The sequence below is a fragment of the Actinoplanes campanulatus genome, from assembly GCF_014647795.1.
GTDB classification, from domain to species: Bacteria; Actinomycetota; Actinomycetes; order Mycobacteriales; family Micromonosporaceae; genus Actinoplanes; species Actinoplanes campanulatus.
The window spans coordinates 235167-254659 of the sequence record NZ_BMPW01000002.1 but is presented as its reverse complement, the minus strand read 5'-3'; the positions used below and the strand labels follow the sequence as shown (position 1 = coordinate 254659).

Annotated in this window: 21 protein-coding genes; 9 read left to right on the top strand and 12 right to left on the bottom strand. The window is 71.5% G+C overall.

Features of this window, described 5'->3' with window-relative positions; all coding sequences use genetic code 11:
* Window positions 1-47 precede the first annotated feature (47 nt).
* Window positions 48-953 carry a serine protein kinase RIO gene (locus IEZ13_RS06010; protein WP_372441836.1) on the bottom strand — a complete coding sequence of 302 codons (906 nt, stop codon included), beginning with the start codon at window positions 951-953 and terminating at the stop codon, window positions 48-50.
* 145 nt (window positions 954-1098) lie between these two features.
* Window positions 1099-1746: an HAD family hydrolase gene (locus IEZ13_RS06005; protein WP_183217630.1), complete on the bottom strand. Its 648-nt coding sequence runs from the start codon at window positions 1744-1746 to the stop codon at window positions 1099-1101.
* Between the two features lie 164 nt (window positions 1747-1910).
* Here IEZ13_RS06005 and IEZ13_RS06000 point away from each other — a divergent pair, with 164 nt between their 5' ends.
* Entirely contained in the window at window positions 1911-2495 is a 585-nt protein-coding gene (locus IEZ13_RS06000) for a TetR/AcrR family transcriptional regulator (protein ID WP_183217628.1), read from the top strand.
* A 3-nt stretch (window positions 2496-2498) separates the two neighbouring features.
* On the opposite strand, the gene IEZ13_RS05995 is transcribed toward IEZ13_RS06000, so the two are convergent.
* Window positions 2499-2864: a nuclear transport factor 2 family protein gene (locus IEZ13_RS05995; protein ID WP_183217627.1), complete on the bottom strand. Its 366-nt coding sequence runs from the start codon at window positions 2862-2864 to the stop codon at window positions 2499-2501.
* A gap of 121 nt (window positions 2865-2985) precedes the next feature.
* On the opposite strand from IEZ13_RS05995, the gene IEZ13_RS05990 reads away from it, so the two are divergent.
* Genes IEZ13_RS05990 through mug form a run of 3 tightly spaced genes read left to right on the top strand, consistent with a single transcriptional unit; the run spans window position 2986 to window position 5118 of the window.
* Window positions 2986-3765: a helix-turn-helix domain-containing protein gene (locus tag IEZ13_RS05990; protein WP_183217626.1), complete on the top strand. Its 780-nt coding sequence runs from the start codon at window positions 2986-2988 to the stop codon at window positions 3763-3765.
* On the top strand, window positions 3746-4507 hold the full coding sequence (locus tag IEZ13_RS05985) for an SDR family oxidoreductase (protein ID WP_183217625.1): 762 nt from the start codon (window positions 3746-3748) through the stop codon (window positions 4505-4507). The genes IEZ13_RS05990 and IEZ13_RS05985 overlap by 20 nt, the downstream gene beginning before the upstream one ends.
* Window positions 4504-5118, top strand: a complete 615-nt coding sequence (gene mug / locus IEZ13_RS05980; RefSeq protein WP_183217624.1) for a G/U mismatch-specific DNA glycosylase — start codon at window positions 4504-4506, stop codon at window positions 5116-5118. Before IEZ13_RS05985 ends, mug begins: the two co-directional genes overlap by 4 nt.
* On the opposite strand, the gene IEZ13_RS05975 is transcribed toward mug, so the two are convergent.
* Window positions 5102-5488 carry a RidA family protein gene (locus tag IEZ13_RS05975; protein WP_183217623.1) on the bottom strand — a complete coding sequence of 129 codons (387 nt, stop codon included), beginning with the start codon at window positions 5486-5488 and terminating at the stop codon, window positions 5102-5104. The genes mug and IEZ13_RS05975 overlap by 17 nt on opposite strands.
* Window positions 5489-5585: 97 nt before the next feature.
* On the opposite strand from IEZ13_RS05975, the gene IEZ13_RS05970 reads away from it, so the two are divergent.
* Window positions 5586-7061: a cation:proton antiporter domain-containing protein gene (locus tag IEZ13_RS05970; protein WP_183217622.1), complete on the top strand. Its 1476-nt coding sequence runs from the start codon at window positions 5586-5588 to the stop codon at window positions 7059-7061.
* A 69-nt stretch (window positions 7062-7130) separates the two neighbouring features.
* On the opposite strand, the gene IEZ13_RS05965 is transcribed toward IEZ13_RS05970, so the two are convergent.
* The 4 genes from IEZ13_RS05965 to IEZ13_RS05950 all read right to left on the bottom strand — a co-directional run bounded on the left by IEZ13_RS05965 (window position 7131) and on the right by IEZ13_RS05950 (window position 12128).
* The gene (locus tag IEZ13_RS05965; protein ID WP_183217620.1) at window positions 7131-9029 is read right to left on the bottom strand and encodes an ABC transporter ATP-binding protein; all 1899 of its coding nucleotides are present in this window, start codon (window positions 9027-9029) and stop codon (window positions 7131-7133) included.
* Window positions 9030-9102: 73 nt separating this feature from the next.
* Window positions 9103-9894, bottom strand: coding sequence for an enoyl-CoA hydratase/isomerase family protein (locus IEZ13_RS05960; protein ID WP_183217618.1), 792 nt, complete (start codon window positions 9892-9894; stop codon window positions 9103-9105).
* Window positions 9891-10118, bottom strand: a complete 228-nt coding sequence (locus IEZ13_RS05955; protein ID WP_014441759.1) for a helix-turn-helix domain-containing protein — start codon at window positions 10116-10118, stop codon at window positions 9891-9893. Before IEZ13_RS05955 ends, IEZ13_RS05960 begins: the two co-directional genes overlap by 4 nt.
* 405 nt (window positions 10119-10523) lie before the next feature.
* On the bottom strand, window positions 10524-12128 hold the full coding sequence (locus IEZ13_RS05950) for an ABC-F family ATP-binding cassette domain-containing protein (protein ID WP_183217616.1): 1605 nt from the start codon (window positions 12126-12128) through the stop codon (window positions 10524-10526).
* 204 nt (window positions 12129-12332) lie between these two features.
* Between IEZ13_RS05950 and ypfJ the strand changes: the two genes are divergently transcribed.
* Window positions 12333-13238, top strand: coding sequence for a KPN_02809 family neutral zinc metallopeptidase (ypfJ, locus tag IEZ13_RS05945; RefSeq protein WP_183217614.1), 906 nt, complete (start codon window positions 12333-12335; stop codon window positions 13236-13238).
* Window positions 13239-13265: 27 nt separating this feature from the next.
* Here the strand turns inward: ypfJ and IEZ13_RS05940 are convergent, their stop codons facing one another.
* Complete coding sequence (locus IEZ13_RS05940) at window positions 13266-13895, bottom strand: acVLRF1 family peptidyl-tRNA hydrolase (protein ID WP_183217612.1); 630 nt, start codon at window positions 13893-13895, stop codon at window positions 13266-13268.
* A 56-nt stretch (window positions 13896-13951) separates the two neighbouring features.
* Here IEZ13_RS05940 and IEZ13_RS05935 point away from each other — a divergent pair, with 56 nt between their 5' ends.
* Window positions 13952-14641 (top strand): DNA alkylation repair protein, encoded by a 690-nt coding sequence (locus IEZ13_RS05935; protein ID WP_183217609.1) that lies wholly within the window; start codon window positions 13952-13954, stop codon window positions 14639-14641.
* On the opposite strand, the gene IEZ13_RS05930 is transcribed toward IEZ13_RS05935, so the two are convergent.
* Window positions 14631-15233: a LysE family transporter gene (locus IEZ13_RS05930; RefSeq protein ID WP_183217607.1), complete on the bottom strand. Its 603-nt coding sequence runs from the start codon at window positions 15231-15233 to the stop codon at window positions 14631-14633. The genes IEZ13_RS05935 and IEZ13_RS05930 overlap by 11 nt on opposite strands.
* 714 nt (window positions 15234-15947) lie before the next feature.
* On the opposite strand from IEZ13_RS05930, the gene IEZ13_RS05925 reads away from it, so the two are divergent.
* Window positions 15948-16637, top strand: coding sequence for a histidine phosphatase family protein (locus tag IEZ13_RS05925; RefSeq protein WP_183217605.1), 690 nt, complete (start codon window positions 15948-15950; stop codon window positions 16635-16637).
* 103 nt (window positions 16638-16740) lie between these two features.
* Window positions 16741-17988 (top strand): MFS transporter, encoded by a 1248-nt coding sequence (locus IEZ13_RS05920; protein WP_229794478.1) that lies wholly within the window; start codon window positions 16741-16743, stop codon window positions 17986-17988.
* A gap of 44 nt (window positions 17989-18032) precedes the next feature.
* On the opposite strand, the gene IEZ13_RS05915 is transcribed toward IEZ13_RS05920, so the two are convergent.
* Together IEZ13_RS05915 and IEZ13_RS47710 are read right to left on the bottom strand one after the other, a co-directional pair.
* Entirely contained in the window at window positions 18033-18788 is a 756-nt protein-coding gene (locus IEZ13_RS05915) for a maleylpyruvate isomerase family mycothiol-dependent enzyme (RefSeq protein ID WP_183217601.1), read from the bottom strand.
* A 184-nt stretch (window positions 18789-18972) separates the two neighbouring features.
* Complete coding sequence (locus IEZ13_RS47710) at window positions 18973-19365, bottom strand: metal-sulfur cluster assembly factor (RefSeq protein ID WP_372441844.1); 393 nt, start codon at window positions 19363-19365, stop codon at window positions 18973-18975.
* Between the last annotated feature and the right edge of the window lie 128 nt (window positions 19366-19493).

The following is a 19493-nucleotide window of genomic DNA, read 5'->3' as shown; positions in this document are numbered from 1 at the left end:
TGGACGCGGCGGCCGCGGGCCGGGCAGTGGCCGGCACGGGACCGCGCTCAGCGCAGCCCCGCCTCGTAGTGCAGGCGCTCGACCAGCGCCTCCTCGTCGACCTCCAGCCCCCGTGGCCGGAACCAGCCGGCCACGTTGCGCACGTCCCGCGCGATGAACTCGCCGCCGCGCGGATTCGCGATCACGTCCACGATCTGCGGCAGGTCGATGAGCACCAGCCGCCCGTCGTGGACGAGGGTGTTGTACGGCGACAGGTCCCCGTGTGCCACCTGCGCCCGGGCCAGCACCGACAGCGCGTCGGTCATCTGCCGCCACAGGTCGGCCAGCCCGTCGGCGTCGGCGCGCACCTGGGCGAGCCGTGGCGCCGCCTCACCGGTCTCCCAGTCGCCGATGAACTCCAGCATCAGCTCGGTGCCGATCAGCTGCACCGGGTAGGGCACACAGATCAGCCCGCTCTCCTGGCCGACCTGCCACAGCCGGCTGAGCGCGCCGAACTCGGCGGCCGCCCACTGCCCGGAGATCATCTCCTTGCCGAAGGCGGTCCGGTTGGTCATGGCCCGCATCTCCCGGGACCGGCGGACCCGGCGGCCCTCGAGATAGCCGGCGTCCCGGTGGAACATCCGGTGGTCGCCGTCGCGGTACCGCTTGGCGGCCAGCATGCTGATCTGGCCGGTGCTCGGGATGGCGCGCCGGACCAGGAAGACGTCGGCCTCCTTGCCGGTCTTCAGCATCCCCAACTCGGTGTCGACGGCGCCGTACTCGGTACGGACCCAGTCGGGCCGGGGATCGGGACCGTGCAGAGCGCCGTCCCAGGTGGACCAGCGGTCGCCCTCCTCGGGCAGATCAGGGTCCTCCTGCAGGGCCGGCTCGAGCCGGCCGCGCTTTACGAAAGTCGGTTCGTCGTCGTCGAACTTGGGGCGCCCACGGCGCATGGTCGTCTCGTGCTCGCGCACTGAAGGGTCTCCTCAGAGAAAGAAGTCATCGGGGAAAACGGGGACGCAGGCATGACAAAGACAGCCACGAGGTCCACCCCCTTCTTTCTCGTCGGGAAACACGCGCGCCCACTCTGTCCGATCACCGGACCGGGGCGCAACCTATTTATCGGGCGGCCATGATCGCCGAGATTCCCTGGATCACGTTGCCCACCACCCGGGTCGGCGCGAACCGGTTGTCCACCCAGTCCCGCCCGCGGTGCAGCCACACGCTGGGCAGCCCGAGCGCCGCGGCGCCGCCGATGTCGGCCTCCGGGCTGTCCCCGAGCACCCAGGCCCCGGCCAGCCGCATCCGCACCCGCTGCGCGGCCAGGGCGAAGATCCGCGGGTTCGGCTTGCTCACCCCGCACTCCTCGGAGATCACCCAGTCGGCGACATAGCGGTCCACCCCGGTACGCCGGATCCGCGCCTCCTGCTGTTCGGTCTGCCCGTTGGTGACCACCACCGGCACCAGCCCCGCGTCGCCCGCGATCTCCAGCGCGCAGCCGACCATCGGGTCCAGCCGTTCGAAGGTGAGCGGCCCGGTGTTCAGTTCGTCGACCAGGTCGATCACCGGCACCCGCAGCCGGTAGCGTTCCCGGATGAGGTCCGCCAGGTCCCAGCGCGAGGTCAGGCCATCGGCGTCGACCGACACCAGCCACTCCAGGTCGTCCTGAGGGGCGGCGATCTCGTCGAGGAACCCCTTGGACCACAGCCGGAACGCGCCGCTGCGGTCGAGCAGGGTGTCGTCCAGGGCGAGGAAGACTAGGGGCACGCGGGCACTTTACGTGAGCGCCCGCCGGACCGCCCAGTCCAGGACTGTTAACAAAACACCGAGCCGATGAGGAAATTCGCATCATCCGATCGTGGGACGGCCATTTGTAGTAAGCCGTACGTACGGATTGCAAGACGGTCCGGCCACATGACACGATCAGCGACGTGCCCAGGGTGAGTCAGGACCAGCTCTATGCGCGCCGCCACGAGATCCTCAGTGCGGCCCGCGCCTGTTTCGCGCGGTTCGGTTACGGGGGCGCCACCGTCCGCCGCCTCGAAGAGGCCACCGGCATGTCGCGCGGCGCGATTTTTCACCATTTCCGGGACAAGGAGCACCTGTTCCTCGCCGTGGCCGAGGACGACGCCGCCACCATGGTGGAGACCGTCGCCCGCAACGGCCTGGTCCAGGTGATGCGCGACCTGCTGGACCGGGCCGGCAACAGCGAGGGCGACACGGCCGGGTGGCTCGGCACCCAGCTCGAGGTGTCACACCGTCTGCGTACCGACCCGGCCTTCGCCAAGCGCTGGGCCCAGCGGTCCGCCGCGATCGCCGACGCCACCCGCGAGCGGCTCCAGCGGCAGCGCGAGGCCGGGGTGCTGCGCGAGGACGTAGCGGTCGAGGTTCTCACCCAGTTCCTGGAGCTCGCCTACGACGGCCTGGTGTTGCACCTGGCCACCGGCCGCCCGGCCGGCGAGCTGACCCGCGTCCTCGACGTGGTCGAGGAGGCGGTCCGCAAGCCCGCCGCGTGATTCCTACCGGCCCGGGGCCCGGTCGATGAAGCCGAGCACCTGGAAGATCCGGCCGTCGGCGTCGCGTTCCGCCACGTCGAAGCCGACGACCAGTGGCTCACCGCCCGGCCGGCCCAGATGCCAGGTGAAACGCGCCTGGTCGTGGTGCGCGTCGACCGGCCCGCCGGAGCTGAACACCAGCCCGGCGAACTGCTGCCGCGCCGCCCCGATGACCGCGTCCAGTGCGGCCCGGCCCTCGACCGCCGCGAGCGGGTCCACGTAGCGGACATTCTCGGCGAACAGCTCGTCGATCGCGGCCCGCCGGGCGACCGGGTTGGCCTCGTTCCACACGCCGAGGTAGCGGTCGATCACGGTGTCGAAGTCGCTCATCACTGTCGTCCCTCCATTGCCGGTCGGCTGATGACCGGAAGCCTGCCCGGGCGGAGACAGCGGCGTCGATTACCCCGGAGGTAATGGTGACGGCGCACGGCCGCTGCCTAGGCTGCCGGGTATGGGCGAGGTGGGAATGCTGCTGCGCGGCTGGCGGGACACCCGGAGGATGAGCCAGCTCGATCTGTCCGGCCGGTCCGGGGTGTCGACCCGGCATCTGTCGTTCGTGGAGACCGGCCGGTCCCGGCCGACCCGGCAGATGCTGCTGCGGCTGGCCGAGGAGCTGGACGTGCCGTTGCGCGCCCGCAACGAGCTGCTGCTGGCCGGTGGGTACGCGCCCGCCTACCCGGAGTCGGCGCTGGACGGCCCACCGCTGGCTGACGTGCTGTCCGCGCTCCGCGACCTACTGACCGGGTACGGTCCGAACCCGGCGGTGCTGGTGGACCGGCACTGGACGATGGTGGACGGCAACGCCGCGGTGGCCCTCTTCACCGAGGGATGCGCGCCGGAGCTGCTGGCGCCACCGGTCAACGTGCTGCGGCTGGCACTGCATCCGGCCGGCATGGCGCCGCGGATCGGCAACCTCGCCGAGTGGCGCACCCACCTCCTGCACCAGCTGGACCGGCAGGCCGCGGCCACCGGCGACCCGGTGCTGCACGAGCTGCGGGCCGAGCTGGCCGGCTATCCCGGCGGCGAGTCCGACGCCCGCCCGGACGGCCTGGTGGTGCCGCTGCGATTCGACGACCTGAACATGTTCAGCATGACCTCGGTGCTCGGCACCCCGCGTGACGTCACCCTGTCCGAGCTGGCCATCGAGGCGTTCCTGCCGGCCGACGCGGCCACCGCGACCGCGCTCGGCCGCCGGATGGCAGGATCGTCCCATGGACCTTGGGCTGGCTGATCGTGTCTTCATCCTCACCGGCGCCTCGCGCGGGCTGGGGTTCGCCACCGCGCAGGCGCTCGTCGGCGACGGCGCACGGGTGGTGATCTCCTCGCGCGACGCCGACCGGGTCGCCGAGGCGGTGGACCGGCTGGGCGGCCCCGAGCACGCCCTCGGCGTGACCGCCGACCTGGCCGACCCGAGCACACCGCGTGAACTCGTGCACGCCGCGCAGGAGCGGTTCGGCCGGCTGGACGGCGCGCTCATCTCGGTCGGCGGCCCCACTCCGGGCACCGCGGCCAGCATGAGCGACGACCAGTGGACGACCGCCTTCGAGACGGTGTTCCTCGGTTCGGTGCGCGCGGCCCGTACATTCGCCGCCGCCCTGCCCGAGGGCGGCGCCATCGGCCTGGTCCTGTCCACGTCGGTGAAGACGCCGCTGGCCGGTCTGGGCCTCTCCAACGGCTTCCGCCCCGGCCTGGCGATGGCGGCGAAGGACATGGCCGACGAGTTCGCCCCGCGCGGCGTCCGGGTGCTGAGCATCCTGCCGGGCCGTTTCATGACCGACCGCAGCCGCGAGCTCTTCGAGGCCGCCCCCGACCCGGCGGCCGCGGCCGAGGCGGTCGCCGCGAACATCCCGCTGAGCCGGATCGGCGAACCCACCGAGTTCGGCCGGGTGGCGGCCTTCCTGCTCTCCCCGGCCGCCAGCTACGTGACCGGCGTTGCGGTCCCGGTCGACGGCGGCGCCCTCCGCGCCCTGTGACCCGTCCGCCCACCGGGCCCGCCTCCGCGGGCCGGCACCAGGGCAGACCCGCGGCGGTACGCCGTCCGAGCGCCGAAGAGGTGGCGGCGGCCGCCGGGCGGACCATCCCGGACGTGGCCGGGCCCGATCTGCTGGTGCTGTTCTCCGGCATCAACCCGAGCCTCTACTCGGCGGCGACCGGCCACCACTTCGCCCGGCCAGGCAACCGGTTCTGGCCGGCGTTGCACGGCGCCGGCTTCACCGACCGCCTGCTGACGCCCTCCGAACAGCACCTGCTGCCCGGTCTCGGACTCGGCATCACCAATGTGGTGGCCCGGGCCACCGCCCGCGCCGACGAGCTCTCCCCCGAGGAGTTCACCGAGGGTGGCGCCCGGCTCACCGAACGGGTGGCCCGCCTGCGGCCGCGGTGTCTCGCGGTGCTCGGGGTGACCGCCTACCGCGCCGCCTTCCGCCGCCCGAGGACACGGCTCGGGCAGCAGGACGAGGCGCTCGCGGGCGTACCGGTGTGGGTGTTGCCGAACCCGAGCGGCCTGAACGCGCACTTCCAGCTACCCGCCCTGATCAGCGAGTTCGCGGCGCTGCGCGCCGCGACGCTCAGGCGACAGCGATGATCTCCAGCTCGATGAGCCAATCGCTCTCCAGCGTCTGTACGACGATCGCCGTGGTCGGAATGGCACGCCCGCCGAGCGCCGCAACCCGGGCCGCCGCGTTCTCCCCGGCGTAGGACACGTCCCGCAGGTAGCTGGTCTGGCGGACGATGTTGTCCACCGTCATCTCCGCCGAGGCCAGGATGGCGCGGATGTTGTTCCAGACGAGTTCGAGCTGTTCGGTGAGATCCGCGCCCGGCCGCCCACCCGGATCGAGCCCCATCGTCCCGGAGACGAAGAGCATCCGCTGCGCCCCTCGAACCTCCATGGCGTGCACGTAGTCGCCGGTGGCCGGATAGATGCCGTCGACCGGATTGCGCGCGACCGTCTCCATCCGGCCGAGCCTAATCCAGTACCTTCGATTTCGGGCACCGGAGCGCTCATCCGGCCGGGGTGATCCGGTCGCACCCGTCGCACGGTCTGATCGGGGCATGAACGAAGCGGCGGCGGCGATGGTGCTGCTCGCCGTCTTCGGTTGGGGGTTGTGGTCGGCGCGGCTGGGTCGCGCCGACCTCACCGCGCCGATCCTGTTCGTCAGCGCCGGCCTGCTGCTCTCCACCGGCCCGGTGCCCGATCCGGAGGCCACCCGTGAGGTGGTCCGGCTGCTGGCCGAGATCACCCTGGTCTGGGTGCTGTTCGCCGACGCGTCCCGGGTGGGGTTGCCGGAGTTCCGCGCCGACCTGGGCCTCTTCGCACGCCTGCTGGGGATCGGCCTGCCGCTGACGATCGCGGTGGGCACGCTGCTGGCGGCCGCGTTCTTCGGCGAGCTGGGATTCTGGCTCGCGCTCCTGATCGGTGCCGCCCTGGCCCCGACGGACGCGGCCCTGGGCGCGGCGGTGATGTCCGACCCGTCGGTGCCGGAGCGGATCCGCCGGACGCTCAATGTGGAGAGTGGACTCAACGACGGCATCGCGACCCCGGTCGTGTCGCTGGCGATCGCCGGCGCGGCCACCGCCACGGTCGCAGGCCCGCAGGCGGCGATCGGCGAACTGGCGATCGGCGTGGCCGTCGGTATCGGTGCCGGGCTGGTGGGCGGCCGGGCCATGCGCACCGCCCGGGCCCGGGGCTGGGCGTCCGAGGATTTCGCCGGGCCGGGCGTGCTGGCGCTGGCCCTGGCCGTCTACACCGGAACGCACTGGCTGGACGGCAACGGTTTCGTCGCCGCTTTCGTGGCCGGCATCGTGTTCGGGGCGGCGGCCGGCCGGGGCAGCGCGCGCGAGGTCTTCTACGTCGAGCAGACCGCCGGCCTGGCCTCCCTGCTGACCTGGTTGATCTTCGGTGCGGCCGCGGTGCCGATCGTCATCGCCCACACCGACTGGCTGGTGATCGGGTACGCGCTCCTGAGCCTGACGGTGATCCGGATGCTGCCGGCCGGGCTGTCCCTGATCGGCACCGGCCTTCCACTCCGGACGATCGCCTTCATCAGCTGGTTCGGGCCCCGCGGCCTGGCGTCGATCGTCTTCGCCATGCTCGCGGTGGAGGATCTCGGCCCGCAGGCGGACCGCGCCGTCGCCGTGATCGGTCTGACCGTCCTGTTCAGTGTCTTCGCTCACGGCCTGACCGCGAAGCCCCTGGCCGCCCGCTTCGCATGGCACAACGGCCAGCCGACGGCCACCGCCACCGCGCCCGGTAGCGTTCTCGCCCCGGCCGACGACGACAGCAGCGAGGCCGGAACCGCGGAGGAACCACCCGAAGCCGCCACACGGCCGCCGAGCGCCGCTCCCGATCCGGCCCGGTCCACCACGGGCCCACACGCCGGCCCGCCGGATTCCGGCGAGGACGCGACCGCCCCAGCGGCCCCGGAGCGTGCCGGGTCCCCTCACCCGGCCGGTGTGCTACCGGCGCGCGGCCTGCTCCACCGTCACCCCGCCCACCATCGCCCCGCCAAGCCGTGGCGATCACGGTAAGAGCCGGTCCAGCCGACCCCCTCGCACCAGGCCTCGATCGCACACGTGGCGGACCCGGCCGGACGGGCCCTAACCACGATCGTCACCGGCGAGTGGCCCGACCGCCATCTCCCGCGACGGGAGTTCCGCGAACTGGGTCCGGTAGAGATCGGCGTAGAGCCCACCCGCGACGATCAACTCCTCGTGCCGGCCGCGCTCGACGATGCGTCCCCTGTCCAGAACCAGAATCTGGTCGGCCTCCCGAATGGTGGAGAGCCGGTGCGCGATGACCAGCGCCGTCCGCCCGCGCAGCGCTTCGCCGAGCGCCCTCTGCACGGCCGCCTCGGATTCGCTGTCCAGGTGGGCGGTGGCCTCGTCGAGGATCACGATCGACGGCTGTTTGAGCAGCAGCCGGGCGATGGCGAGCCGCTGTTTCTCCCCGCCGGAGAACCGGTAGCCGCGCTCCCCCACCACGGTGTCGAGCCCGTCCGGCAGGGCCCGCACCAGCCCGGCGATCCGCGCGCCGGTGAGCGCGTCCCACATCTGCTCCTCGGTGGCGCCTGGTCGTGCATACCGAAGGTTGTCGGCGATGCTCTCGTGGAACAGATGCGAGTCCTGGGTGACGACGCCGACGGTGTCGCGCAGTGACTCGAGGGTGGCGTCGCGCACGTCGACCCCACCGATCCGGACCGAGCCGCCGGTCACGTCGTAGACCCGGGAGACCAGCATCGACGTGGTGGACTTGCCGGCGCCGGACGGGCCGACGAGCGCGACCATCTGCCCCGGCTCGACGGTGAAGTCGAGGCCGGCGAGGACCTCCTCGTTCTCCCGGTGGTCGAGGGTGGCGACGTCCTCCAGGGTGGCGAGCGACACCTCGGCGGCGCTGGGGTAGCGGAACCGGGCGTCCCGGAACTCGATGAGCCCGGAGCCGGCCGGGATGGGTATGGCGCCCGGCTTCTCGGCGATGCCCGGTCGCAGGTCCAGAACCTCGAAGACCCGGTCGAAGGAGACCAGCGCGCTCATCACGTCGACCCGGACGTTGCTGAGCGCGGTGAGCGGACCATACAACCGGGTGAGCAGCAACGCCAGGGTGACGACGGTGCCGGCCGAGACGTCGCCGCGGACCGCCAGCCAGCCGCCCAGCCCGTACGTCAGCGCCTGCGCGAGCGAAGCGACGAGCAGCATCGCGACGAAGAAGGTCCGGGAATACATCGCCTGCTGGACGCCGATGTCGCGGACCCGGCCGGCGCGCTCGCCGAACCGGGCCGCCTCGACCTCCGGCCGCCCGAAGAGCTTGACGAGCAGCGCGCCGGAGACGTTGAACCGCTCGGTCATCGTCGCGTTCATCTTCGCGTCGAGGTTGTACGACTCCCGGGTGATCTCGGCGAGCCGCTTGCCCACCCGTCGCGCCGGCACGATGAAGACCGGCAGCAGGAACAGCGACAGGGCGGTGATCTGCCAGGACAGGGTGAACATCACCCCGGCCGTGAGGACCAGCTGGATGACGTTGCTGACCACGCCGGAGAGCGTCGACGTGAAGGCCCGCTGCGCGCCGACGACGTCGTTGTTGAGCCGGCTGACCAGGGCGCCGGTCTGGGTGCGCGCGAAGAACTGCAACGGCATGCGCTGCACGTGGTCGTAGACCCGGGTGCGCAGGTCGAGGATGATGCCCTCGCCGATGCGTGCCGAATACCACCGCTGGGCGAGCGACAGCAGCGCCTCGGCGACGGCCAGCCCGGCGATCACCAGGGCGATCCGGATCACCTCGTCCGCTCGGCCGGCGGTGATCGCGTTGATCACGTCGCCGGCGAGCAGCGGGGTGGCCACGCCGATCCCGGCGGCGAGCACCACGGTCAGCAGGAACACCGCGATGTCACGCCGGTACGGCACGGCGAACCGCAGGATCCGCCCCGACGTGCCCTTGCGCACACGGTGCCGGCTGACCCGGTCCGCGTTCTGAATCGAGCGCAGGACACTCCAGCTGGACATGTCACCTCCCGGGTGCCGTTCGACGGGGCAGCACACAGTCTGCCCCGTGGGTACGACAATCCCGGGAGGTGATCTACTCCCCGGAACCCAGCAGGTCGCTCAACCTGCGGGTCTGTGCTTCGCGCTCGGCCCGGTCCTGCTCCGCGTACGACCGCAGGGGCGCACCCGCGAGCAGGCCCTTGATCTCGGCGACCGCGCCGCCGTCCGCGGCCAGCACCGCCGCGGCGAGGTCGGCCACCGCCCCGTCCAGTTCGGCTCGGGGGACCACGGCCGTCGCCAGGCCGATCCGGTCCGCCTCGTCGGCCGCCATCCGCCGGCCGGTCACGCATATCTCCAGCGCCCGGGACGGGCCGACCAGCTCGGTGAGCCGTTTCGTACCGCCCAGATCGGGAACCAGCCCGAGGGTGACCTCGGCCATGGAGAACCGCGCGTCGTCGGCGAGGACCCGCATGTCACAGTTCAGCGCAAGCTGGAAGCCGGCGCCGATCGCATGTCCTTGCACAGCGGCAATCGTCACAATGGACGGACTGCGCAACCAGGTGAACGCGGTCTGGAACCCGGCAATCCGATCCGCGCACTCGGACGCGGACAACTGTGCCAGGACGGCCAGAGAAGAATCGCCGTCGCCACGTGCCACCGACAGATCCAGGCCGGCGGAAAACGCGCGTCCCTCGCCCCGGACAATGACGACCCGGACGTCACCCGGTAATTTTCGTGAAATGTTGCCGAGTTCCGTCCACATGGCCGGAGTCTGGGCATTGAGAACGTCGGGCCGACACAACGTCACCGTCGCGACCGGCCCGTCCTGTTCGTAGCGAACGCCGACGTCGTCGGTGGAACTGGGTCGAGCGTTGTCGGTCGTCACGCCTTCTTACGGCGGCGGGCGCCGCCACGCTGGCGCAACTGAACACCCGACTCGGTGAGCACGCGGTGGACGAATCCGTAGGAACGGCCGGTGGAAGCGGCCAGCGCGCGGATGCTCTCGCCGGAGGTGTAACGCTTCACCAGGTCCTTGGCGAGCGACTGCCGCTCGCTACCGACGATTCGACGACCCTTCTCAGTACTGGTAGCTGTGCCAGTGGCTGCCATCTTGAATCCTCACGTCGCAGACAGTGCGGTCAGATACGGTCCCTCCTATTACACCGTCTCGAACGATCATGCGCCAGGCATCTAGCCCCCGTGAACGTGCCCATTTATTACTGTCAGGAACTTGACGGTTACCACCGGCATCAATGTCAGACAGTTTGCCGGCAGCCTCCCGGAAGGCATTTCCGGGCGGCGGGGCCACCGCCCAAGACCATCGATCACCTGCGGAAACACTCGATCGAGGGGAGGCCCTCGATCGCTCCGGAGAGTGCTGTGATCGCTCCATGGCGTGACACTCGACCTTGGGACCGAGCCCCGCCCGAGCGCCCGACCTGTTGGCAAACGCCCGAACATCGCACTGTCTGTGTGGGCACCTGTTGACAACTGACGATCGGCAATGATCCCGGCTCAGGCCAGCTCGACGAGCTCCAGGAGGTCGTCGCTCCAGGCGTCCTCGTCGCCGTCCGGCAGCAGGATCGCCCGGTCCGGCTTCAGCGCCTGCACACAGCCGGCGTCGTGGGTGACCAGCACGATCGCGCCCGGGTAGTTGGCGATCGCGTCCAGCACCTGCTCGCGGCTCACCGGGTCGAGGTTGTTGGTCGGCTCGTCCAGCAGCAGCACGTTGGCGCCCGAGCAGACCAGGGTGGCCAGGGCCAACCGGGTCTTCTCACCGCCGGAGAGCACACCGGCCGGCTTGTCGACGTCGTCGCCGGAGAAGAGGAACGCGCCCAGGATCTTGCGCAGCTCGGTGTCGGTCTGCTCGGACGCGGCGCTGCGCATGTGCTCCAGGATGGTCCGGTCCACGTCCAGCGTCTCGTGCTCCTGGGCGTAGTAGCCCAGCCGCAGCCCGTGCCCGGCACGCACCTCGCCGGTGTCCGGCTCCAGCAGGCCGCCCAGCATCCGCAGCAGGGTGGTCTTGCCGGCGCCGTTGAGGCCCAGGATGGCGACCCGGGAACCGCGGTCCACCGCCACGCTGACGTCGGTGAAGATCTCCAGCGAGCCGTACGACTTCGACAGCCCGGCCGCGGTCAGCGGGGTCTTGCCGCACGGTGCCGGGCTCGGGAACCGGACCTTCGCCACCCTGTCGGAGGTACGCACCTCTTCCAGCCCACCGAGCAGCTTCTCGGCACGACGGGCCATGTTCTGGGCGGCGACCGTCTTGGTGGCCTTGGCACGCATCTTGTCCGCCTGCGCCATCAGGGCGCCGGCCTTCTTCTCCGCGTTGGCCCGCTCCCGGCGGCGCCGGCGCTCGTCGGTCTCGCGGGCCTCCAGGTACGTCTTCCAGCCCATGTTGTACATGTCGACGACCGAGCGGTTGGCGTCCAGATACCAGACCTTGTTGACGGCGGCGTCGAGCAGCTCGACGTCGTGACTGATCACCACGAGGCCGCCCTTGTGCTGCGCCATGTAGCCGCGCAGCCAGGTGATCGAGTCCTGGTCGAGGTGGTTGGTCGGCTCGTCGAGCAGCAGGATGCCCTTGCCGTTCTGCCCCGAGTTGGCGAACAGGATGCGGGCCAGCTCGATCCGGCGGCGCTGACCGCCGGAGAGGGTGCCGATCGTCTGGGCCAGGGCACGCTCCGGCAGGCCCAGGTTGGCGCAGATCCGGGCGGCCTCGGCCTCGGCGCCGTAGCCACCGAGGGCGGAGAACTGGTCCTCCAGCTGCCCGTAGCGCCGGACCAGCTTCTCGTCGCCGCTCTCCTCGAGCTGGACCTCGAGCTTCTGCATCTCGGCGAGGATGGTGTCCAGGCCGCGGGCGGACAGGACACGGTCGCGGCCGGTCACGTTCAGATCCCCGGTACGCGGGTCCTGCGGCAGGTAACCGATCTCACTGGTCCGCTCGACGCTTCCCGCGTACGGGATCCCCTCGCCCGCGAGCACCTTCAGCGTGGTGGTCTTGCCCGCGCCGTTGCGGCCGACCAGGCCGATCCGGTCGCCGGGCTGCACCCGCAGCGTGGTCGGGGAGATCAGGATGCGCGCGCCGGCGCGGAGTTCCAGTCCGGTGGCGGTGATCATGAGGTTTCTCGCTCTCGGTGAGACGGCTGACTCAGGGCGCAGAAAAGCGCCGGCCATCGCAGATGACGGTCGGCGCCGGGGCAGGTCAGCCTTCGCAGAGCAGCACGCGGCCATACTACCGGGCCGCCACGGCACCTCCCACTCGATTAATTCACAAGATCAACGGGTAACCCGCCGGGCAACCGTGGTGAAGGTGGGACGACTATGGAACTCAACGAACGCGCCGACATCGACACCGGATCGATCGAGGACGGCCGCGGATCGGGTGGTGGCGGTGGCATCGGCGGGCTGCCGATCGGCGGTGGCGGCCTCGCCGGCGTCGTGGTCACCCTGATCATCGCCCTGGTCGGCGGCTACTTCGGGATCAACACGATGGGCGAAGGCGGCGGCGAGTCGACCGGCCAGCCGATCACCCAGTGCAGCACCGGCGCGGAGCAGCTCCAGCAGCTGGTGTGCCGCAACGGGCTCTACGTGACGTCGATCCAGGCGTATTGGCGTGACGAGCTGCCGCAGGCGTTCGGCGAGCAGTACGTCCCGGCCAAGACTCACCTCTTCGAGGGCTCGGTGAACACCGCCTGCGGCGCCGCCGACTCCGGCGTCGGACCGTTCTACTGCCCGGCCGACGACAAGGTCTACATCGATCTCTCCTTCTACCAGGTGCTGTCCCGGCAGTTGGGCGCGCCGGGCGAGTTCGCTCAGCCGTACGTGCTGGCCCACGAGTACGGGCACCACATCCAGGACGTGCTCGGCACCGAGGCCGAGATGCGCCGCCGGCAGGAACGCGACCCGGACTCCGCCAACCAGGAGTCGGTGAAGCTGGAGCTCCAGGCCGACTGCTACGCCGGGGCCTGGGCGAACGCGGCCGCGAACACCACCGACAAGGACGGCGACAAGATCTTCACGAGCCTCACCGACACCGACATCCAGGAGGGCATCCAGGCCGCCGGCCAGATCGGCGACGACACCCTCCAGCAGCGCGGTGGCGGCCGGGTCGACCCCGAGCAGTTCACCCACGGCACGTCCGAGCAGCGCCAGCACTGGTTCCGCGTCGGTTACGAGTCCGGCGACCCGAAGCAGTGCGACACCTTCAAGGCGGGCGCCGTCGCCTGACCCACCCGGATCAGGATCGGCAGGGCTTCACTCGCGGATCAGGATCGGCACGGCGCGAGCCGCGGCCACGGCGGTCACCAGGACCGCGTGCCGCGGCTCCGGCACATCCAGCAACCTTCCGGTACGCAGAGCGGCCACCGCCCTCAGCTGCGGCACGGCCAGGATGGTGTCCACCGCCACACGGTCACCTCCGGCCACGAGCGCGGCCATCGTCCGTACCTCCGGAAGGAGAATGCGCCCCACGATGCCGGCGGCGTCCGCAGCGGCCGCTTTGGCCTGATTGTCCCGGCGGCGGGCGAAGCGCTGCTGCGACCAGCCGCCCGCGGCCGTGCGCCCCTGCACGTAATGGGTGTCCACCTTGGACGCGACCAGCTCGTCGCCGTCGGCGATGCCGACCGCGACCGCGCCCTTGCGGGCCAGCAGCAATCCCAGCCGTCGCGGCGCCCGCGCTTCCCGGATCAGCTCGGCCAGCGTCGTGACCGGCCCGGCTCCCGGGGGCGCGTGCAGCGTCGCCGACGCGCCGTCCTCGGCGGTCACCGTCAACCCTTCTTCACGGTACGGGCCATGGCGCGCCGCGAAGTTCTCCAGCCATCGTGGCAGCCGCCCGGGCGCGACATCGACCCACTTGCCACCGCCGGCCGCCGCACGTTCCCCCATTCCGCCCACCCTACTTCCGCGGATTTCCGTCGTACCCCGGTGGCAGGATGCGGGACATGAGCGATCTGGCTGTGGTTCTGGTCGACCGGCTCGCCGCCGCGTTCGACGAGGCCCGTGACCCGGTGCGGGCGGTCGGGGCGGCGGCCTACATGCGCGATCAGTTCCCGTTCCTCGGCCTGACCAGCCCGGTGCGGCGCGCCCGCGCCCGCGTGGCCCTGGCCGGCCTGCCACGACCGACCGAGGCCGAGCTGCGTGACGTGGCGCTGACCTGCTGGTCCCGTGACGAGCGCGAGTTCCAGCAGTTCGCCTGCGACTACCTGGCGAAGCACATCCAGGTCCCAGGGCCGGCGTTCCTCGACACGGTGGCCGAGCTGATCGTGACGAAATCCTGGTGGGACACAGTGGACGCGCTCGCCGCCCACGTGGTCGGCGGCCTGGTGCGACGGCACCCGGAGACGGTCACCCGGATGGACGAGTGGTCCCGCGCCGACGACATGTGGCTGGTCCGGGCCGCGATCCTGCACCAGCTCACCTACGGCCCGGCCACCGACACCGACCGCCTGTTCGGCTATTGCGCCGCCCAGGCCGGCCACCGCGACTTCTTCATCCGCAAGGCGATCGGCTGGGCGCTGCGCCAGCACACCCGCACCGACCCGGAGGCGGTCCGCGCCTTCCTGTCCGCCCAGGGCGATCGCCTGTCCCCACTCTCCCGCCGAGAGGCGGCCAAACACCTGGTCAACCGGTGACGAGCAGCTGGAGGGCCAGGCCGGCGATCACGATGCTGGAGACCAGGGCGGTGATCAGGCGGCCACGCCGGCCGGTGAGGAACCGGCCGATCAGCGAGCCGCCACCGGCGATCAGCAGCTGCCAGCTCGCCGAGGCGAGGAAGGCGCCGGCCACGAACCACACGCCGCCTCCCGCGCCGCCGCTGGCGAGCACCAGCGCCGCGAAGTAGATCACGGTGGCCGGGTTGAGCAGCGTGAGACCGAGAACACCGGCGTAGGCGCGGAACGCCGTCGCCGGCCGCTCGTCCCGCTCGGTCACCCCGGTCGCGCGGATCGCACCCCAGGCGGTCCATCCGGCCAGCGCGAGGAGCACCATCGCCCCGGCCCAGCGGAGCGGCACGGCCACCGGCGCGATCACGGCCGCGACAGCCGCTCCCCCGGCCACGGCGACCAGCGCGTAGATGCCGTCCGCGGTGGCCGCGCCGAGCCCGGCGGCCGCGCCGACCCGCAACGAGGTCCGGGCGCTGAGCCCGGCGATGAGCACACCGATGGCTCCCACGGGCACCGCGATGCCGTAGCCGGCGACCACGCCGGCCAGGAACGCCCCGCTCATGACCGCTGCCGGCGACCCGACATCGACTCGGCGCCGGTCTGCTGTCGCACGGCCCGATCGGCCACGGCGACAGAGACGGCGGGGTAACGCTTCAGCTTGGTCACGCCGCCATCTTGAACGCGGCCCACCCCTCCCGGCCAGCGATTTTCCGCACGCGAGCCCCCGGCCGCCCCACCCACGACCAGCCCCATCACCCACCGCCGCCGCCCATCGACATCGACATCGCGCTCACACGGCTCGTCCGAGTCGGCGGTAGGCCATCGGGCGGGGACTGTACGGATAGCGGCTGGTCTGACCCGGCTGGTTGGTCCTCTGTCCGTCCCTCCGGCTCGTTCGCGCCGACCAGCGCACACGTAACGGTTTCCGTGGTCGCCCGCCCACGTCATAGCCGCAGGCCGGGCACACGGACGGCGCAACGTGAGCGCCCGCCGCGCCGAGAGGGCGGGCGCACGACCAGCTGAGCAAGATCAGCCGCTGACCGGACGGCGCGGCCATCGGCGGCCGGGCTCGGCACTGATTCCGGCGGCGCGATCGGGGTCTGCTTCCGGTCTGTTTCGCGGGCGCCCGCCCGTACAAGATGCGTCGGGCCGGCGGCGGGAGGACGACCGTGCGAATGCACCGGAGGGTCATTTCACGCAATGAACGCAGTTACCAGACGCTTTCTGTTGAACTCGGAACGTGACCGGACACGGGCGGACTCGGTAGGGTCCGATCATGGTCGCTGAACTGATTCTGGTCCGGCACGGGCAAAGCCTGGCCAACGTGGCGTTCACCGCAGCCAACGCGGAGGGGCTCCTGGAAGCGGCGGTGAGCGGCCGCGACGCGGAGGTGCCGCTCACCGAAACCGGGGAGGAGCAGGCCGCTGCCGTGGGCAAATGGCTGGCCGCTCTCCCGGAGGAGCACCGGCCAGAGGCGGTGATCACGTCGCCGTACCTGCGTGCCCGCGAGACGTGGCGGATCGCCGCCGCGTCGTCGGGCCTGGACCTGCCGGCGCCGCGCACCGACGACCGCCTGGTGGACCGGCTGATGGGCGAGCTGGAGCTGCTCACCCACGCCGCGGTCGCGGCCCGCTACCCGGACGAGGCGGCGCGACGGGCCGAGGCCGGCGAGTTCGAGTACGTGCCACCGGGCGGCGAGTCGTTCGCCGACATCGCGATCCGGCTCAAGTCGTTCCTGGACGACCTGCACACCGACCACGCCGGGCAACGGGTGATCGTCGTGGCCCACGATGCGGTGGTGCTCATGATGCGGGCCGTCATCGAGCAGCTGAGCTGGGACGAGGTGCTGGAGGTGGAACGCGAGGCGGGCAACGTGCGGAACGCGTCCATCACCCGCTTCGACGGCGGTTCCGGGGAGCTGACGCTGGACCGCTACAACGTGATCGACCACCTGCCCCCGACCTGAGTCTTATATCGATGACCGTCTTGTCACGAACGGCCAGCGATCTTATGTTCGGTCGATGCCCGTCGCCCATTCTCTCCGCGGGCCGGCTCCCCCGCGTCGTGCGGTGAGCCGCCAGCTGGGCGCTCTCCTCACCGCCGAGGCGATCTCCATGCTCGGCAGCCGGATCACCTTCGTCGCCGTACCCTGGCTGATCCTCGTCACCACCGACTCGGCGCTGCTCGCCGGGGTGGCCGGATTCGCCGAGATGCTGCCCTACGTGCTGTCCGGCCTGATCGGCGGCCCGATCGTGGACCGGGTCGGCCCACGGCCCACCGCCGTGACGGCCGATGCGGCGAGCGTCCTCGCGGTGGCCGGCATCCCGTTGATCGCCTACTGCGAAGGTGTGTCGTTCGGCGCGCTGCTGGTGCTGATCGCCCTGGCCGGCGCGCTGCGTGGCTTCGGTGACGCGGCCAAACGGGCGCTGCTGCCCCGCACGATCGCCGCGGCCGGCCTCTCCACGGAACGCGGCACCGCGATGTACGACGGCACCTGCCGCGCGTCGACCCTGGTCGGCCTGCCGCTCGCCGGGGTGCTGATCGCCACGCTCGGCCCGGCCGCGGTCCTGCTCTTCGACGCGCTCTCGTTCGCGGTCAGCGCGCTGATCATCGGCGTGCTCGTCCGGGTCGGTCACGCCGACGCCGCGGCCCGCGCCGAGAGCAAACAGCAGGGGTACGCCGACGCGCTGCGCGACGGCTTCCGGTACGTACGCGGGGATCGCCTCATCGTCGGTGTCATGGCGATGCTGTTCGCCACCAACCTGTTCGACCAGGCGTTCGCGACCGTGTTCGTACCGGTGTGGGTCCGCGACGGCCCGCACGGACCCGCCGCACTGGGGGTGATCGGCACCGCCTTCGGCCTGGGCGCGGTGGCGGGCAACCTCCTCTACACGGTGCTGGCGCCACGCCTGCCCCGGCGCCGTACCTTCGGCATCTGCTTCTTCCTGGGCGGCCCGGCGCAGTTGCTGGCCCTGGCCCTCACCGACCGCGTCTGGGTCGTGCTGACCACCGCGGCGATCGCGGGCGCCCTCATGTCCACGGTCAACCCGATCCTGATGGCCTCCGTCTACCGCCGGATCCCGACCCACCTGCACGGCCGCGTGATCAGCGTCCTGATCGCGGTCTCCTGGGCCGGTATCCCGTTCGGTGGCATCGTCGGCGGCTGGGCCACCGACGTGCTCGGTCTGCACACTGCCGCGTTGCTGGCCGCGATCGGCTATCTGGCGGTGACGGTCTCCCCCTTCCTCTTTCCCGCGTGGCAGGAACTCGACGAGACCCCACACCCCGAACGCAACAAGGCGGTAGCCACCGTCTGACCGAGCCGGGCCCCTCCGGCGGGAAGGGGCCGGCAGCGGGCGGGTCAGTCCATCTTGCTCCAGGCGAGGAGCTGGTCGGCGACGGCGCGGTCGCCGTCGATGCGGATGTCGGACAGGGGAATGCGGCGATAGAGGGCCAGCACCAGGTCACTCGCGGTGCCCCGGAGGCTGGTGACCGGCTCGCCGCTGGCCGCCGGGTCGGCCCTGGCCCCGGCCGGGGACAGGTCGAGGGTCCAGGACGGGCCCTCGATCGCCTGGAAGGCGACCCGCGCCGGACGGTGCGGCCAGGCCCCGAGCGAGCCGAGGCAGACGGTCAGGAACTCGCTCACCCCGTCGACCGCGACGGCCGCCGGCAGCGTCTCCGGCCGGCCGATGGCCTCCTGAGCGTCGTAGGCGTGCACGGCCGCCTCCTGCACCTGGTGCCGGGCGACCGCCCCGGCGGTCAGCGGCGCGCCCGACTCGGCCCACCAGGCCCAGCAGGGCGCCTCCGGCCCGGCGGTGCGCAACGCGCCGAGCAGCAGGCCGGTGGACTCGCTGAACCACCCCGGCAGGTCGCCCTCGGGATCCTGCTCGCCACGCTGCCCTGGTGGAAGGGGCCCGGAGTCATCGGCCGCGGCGACCGTGGCGGCCCAGAACCGCTGGACACCGCCGAGGTGGGTGACGAGGTCGGTGAGCGACCAGTCGGGGCAGCCCGGAACGCGGACCGTCGGATCCGGCGCGGCGTCGACGGCGTCACGCAGCGCTGCCGACCGGCCTTCGATCAGGGCGAGAAGCGCGGAGAACGGCGGGGTCGAATTCATGCCCGGTTTCTACCATCGAGGTACGACAGAAAACCGTCTGCCTGATCATGCGCCGCCCTCAGGACGTACCCGGCGGGACGGAAACGGCGGAGAAGGCGGCACACCAGCCTCGGCCCGGGCTCGGACACACCGGAACAGCGAAGGGCGGCACGCTGATCGCGTGCCGCCCTTCACCGGAGATCTCTCAGACGTTGAAACCGAGCGCCCGAAGCTGGTCGCGGCCGTCGTCGGTGATCTTGTCGGGGCCCCACGGCGGGAGCCACACCCAGTTGATGCGGAAGTCGTTGACCAGGCCGCCGCCGGGACCGGAGAGCAGCGCCTGCCGGGTCTGGTCCTCGATGACGTCGGTCAGCGGGCAGGCCGCCGAGGTGAGCGTCATGTCGATGGTGACCACGTTGTCGTCGTCGACGTGGGTGCCGTAGACCAGGCCCAGGTCGACGACGTTGATGCCGAGCTCGGGGTCGACGACGTCCTTCATCGCCTCCTCGACCTCGGCGGTGGTCGCCTTCTTCACCGCGTCACCGGCCGCCGGACCATCGGTTCCCGGGCCGGAGGCGACGACGGGAGCAGCGTCCACGGCTTCGGACGGTGCGTCCGCGCCGGGCGAGGCCGAGACGCTGACGCCCGGCACCTCGACCGGTTCGCCGGCCTCGGCGGCCGCGGCCCGCTCGGCGGCCAGCCAGTCCGGCACCTCTTCGCCCGCGC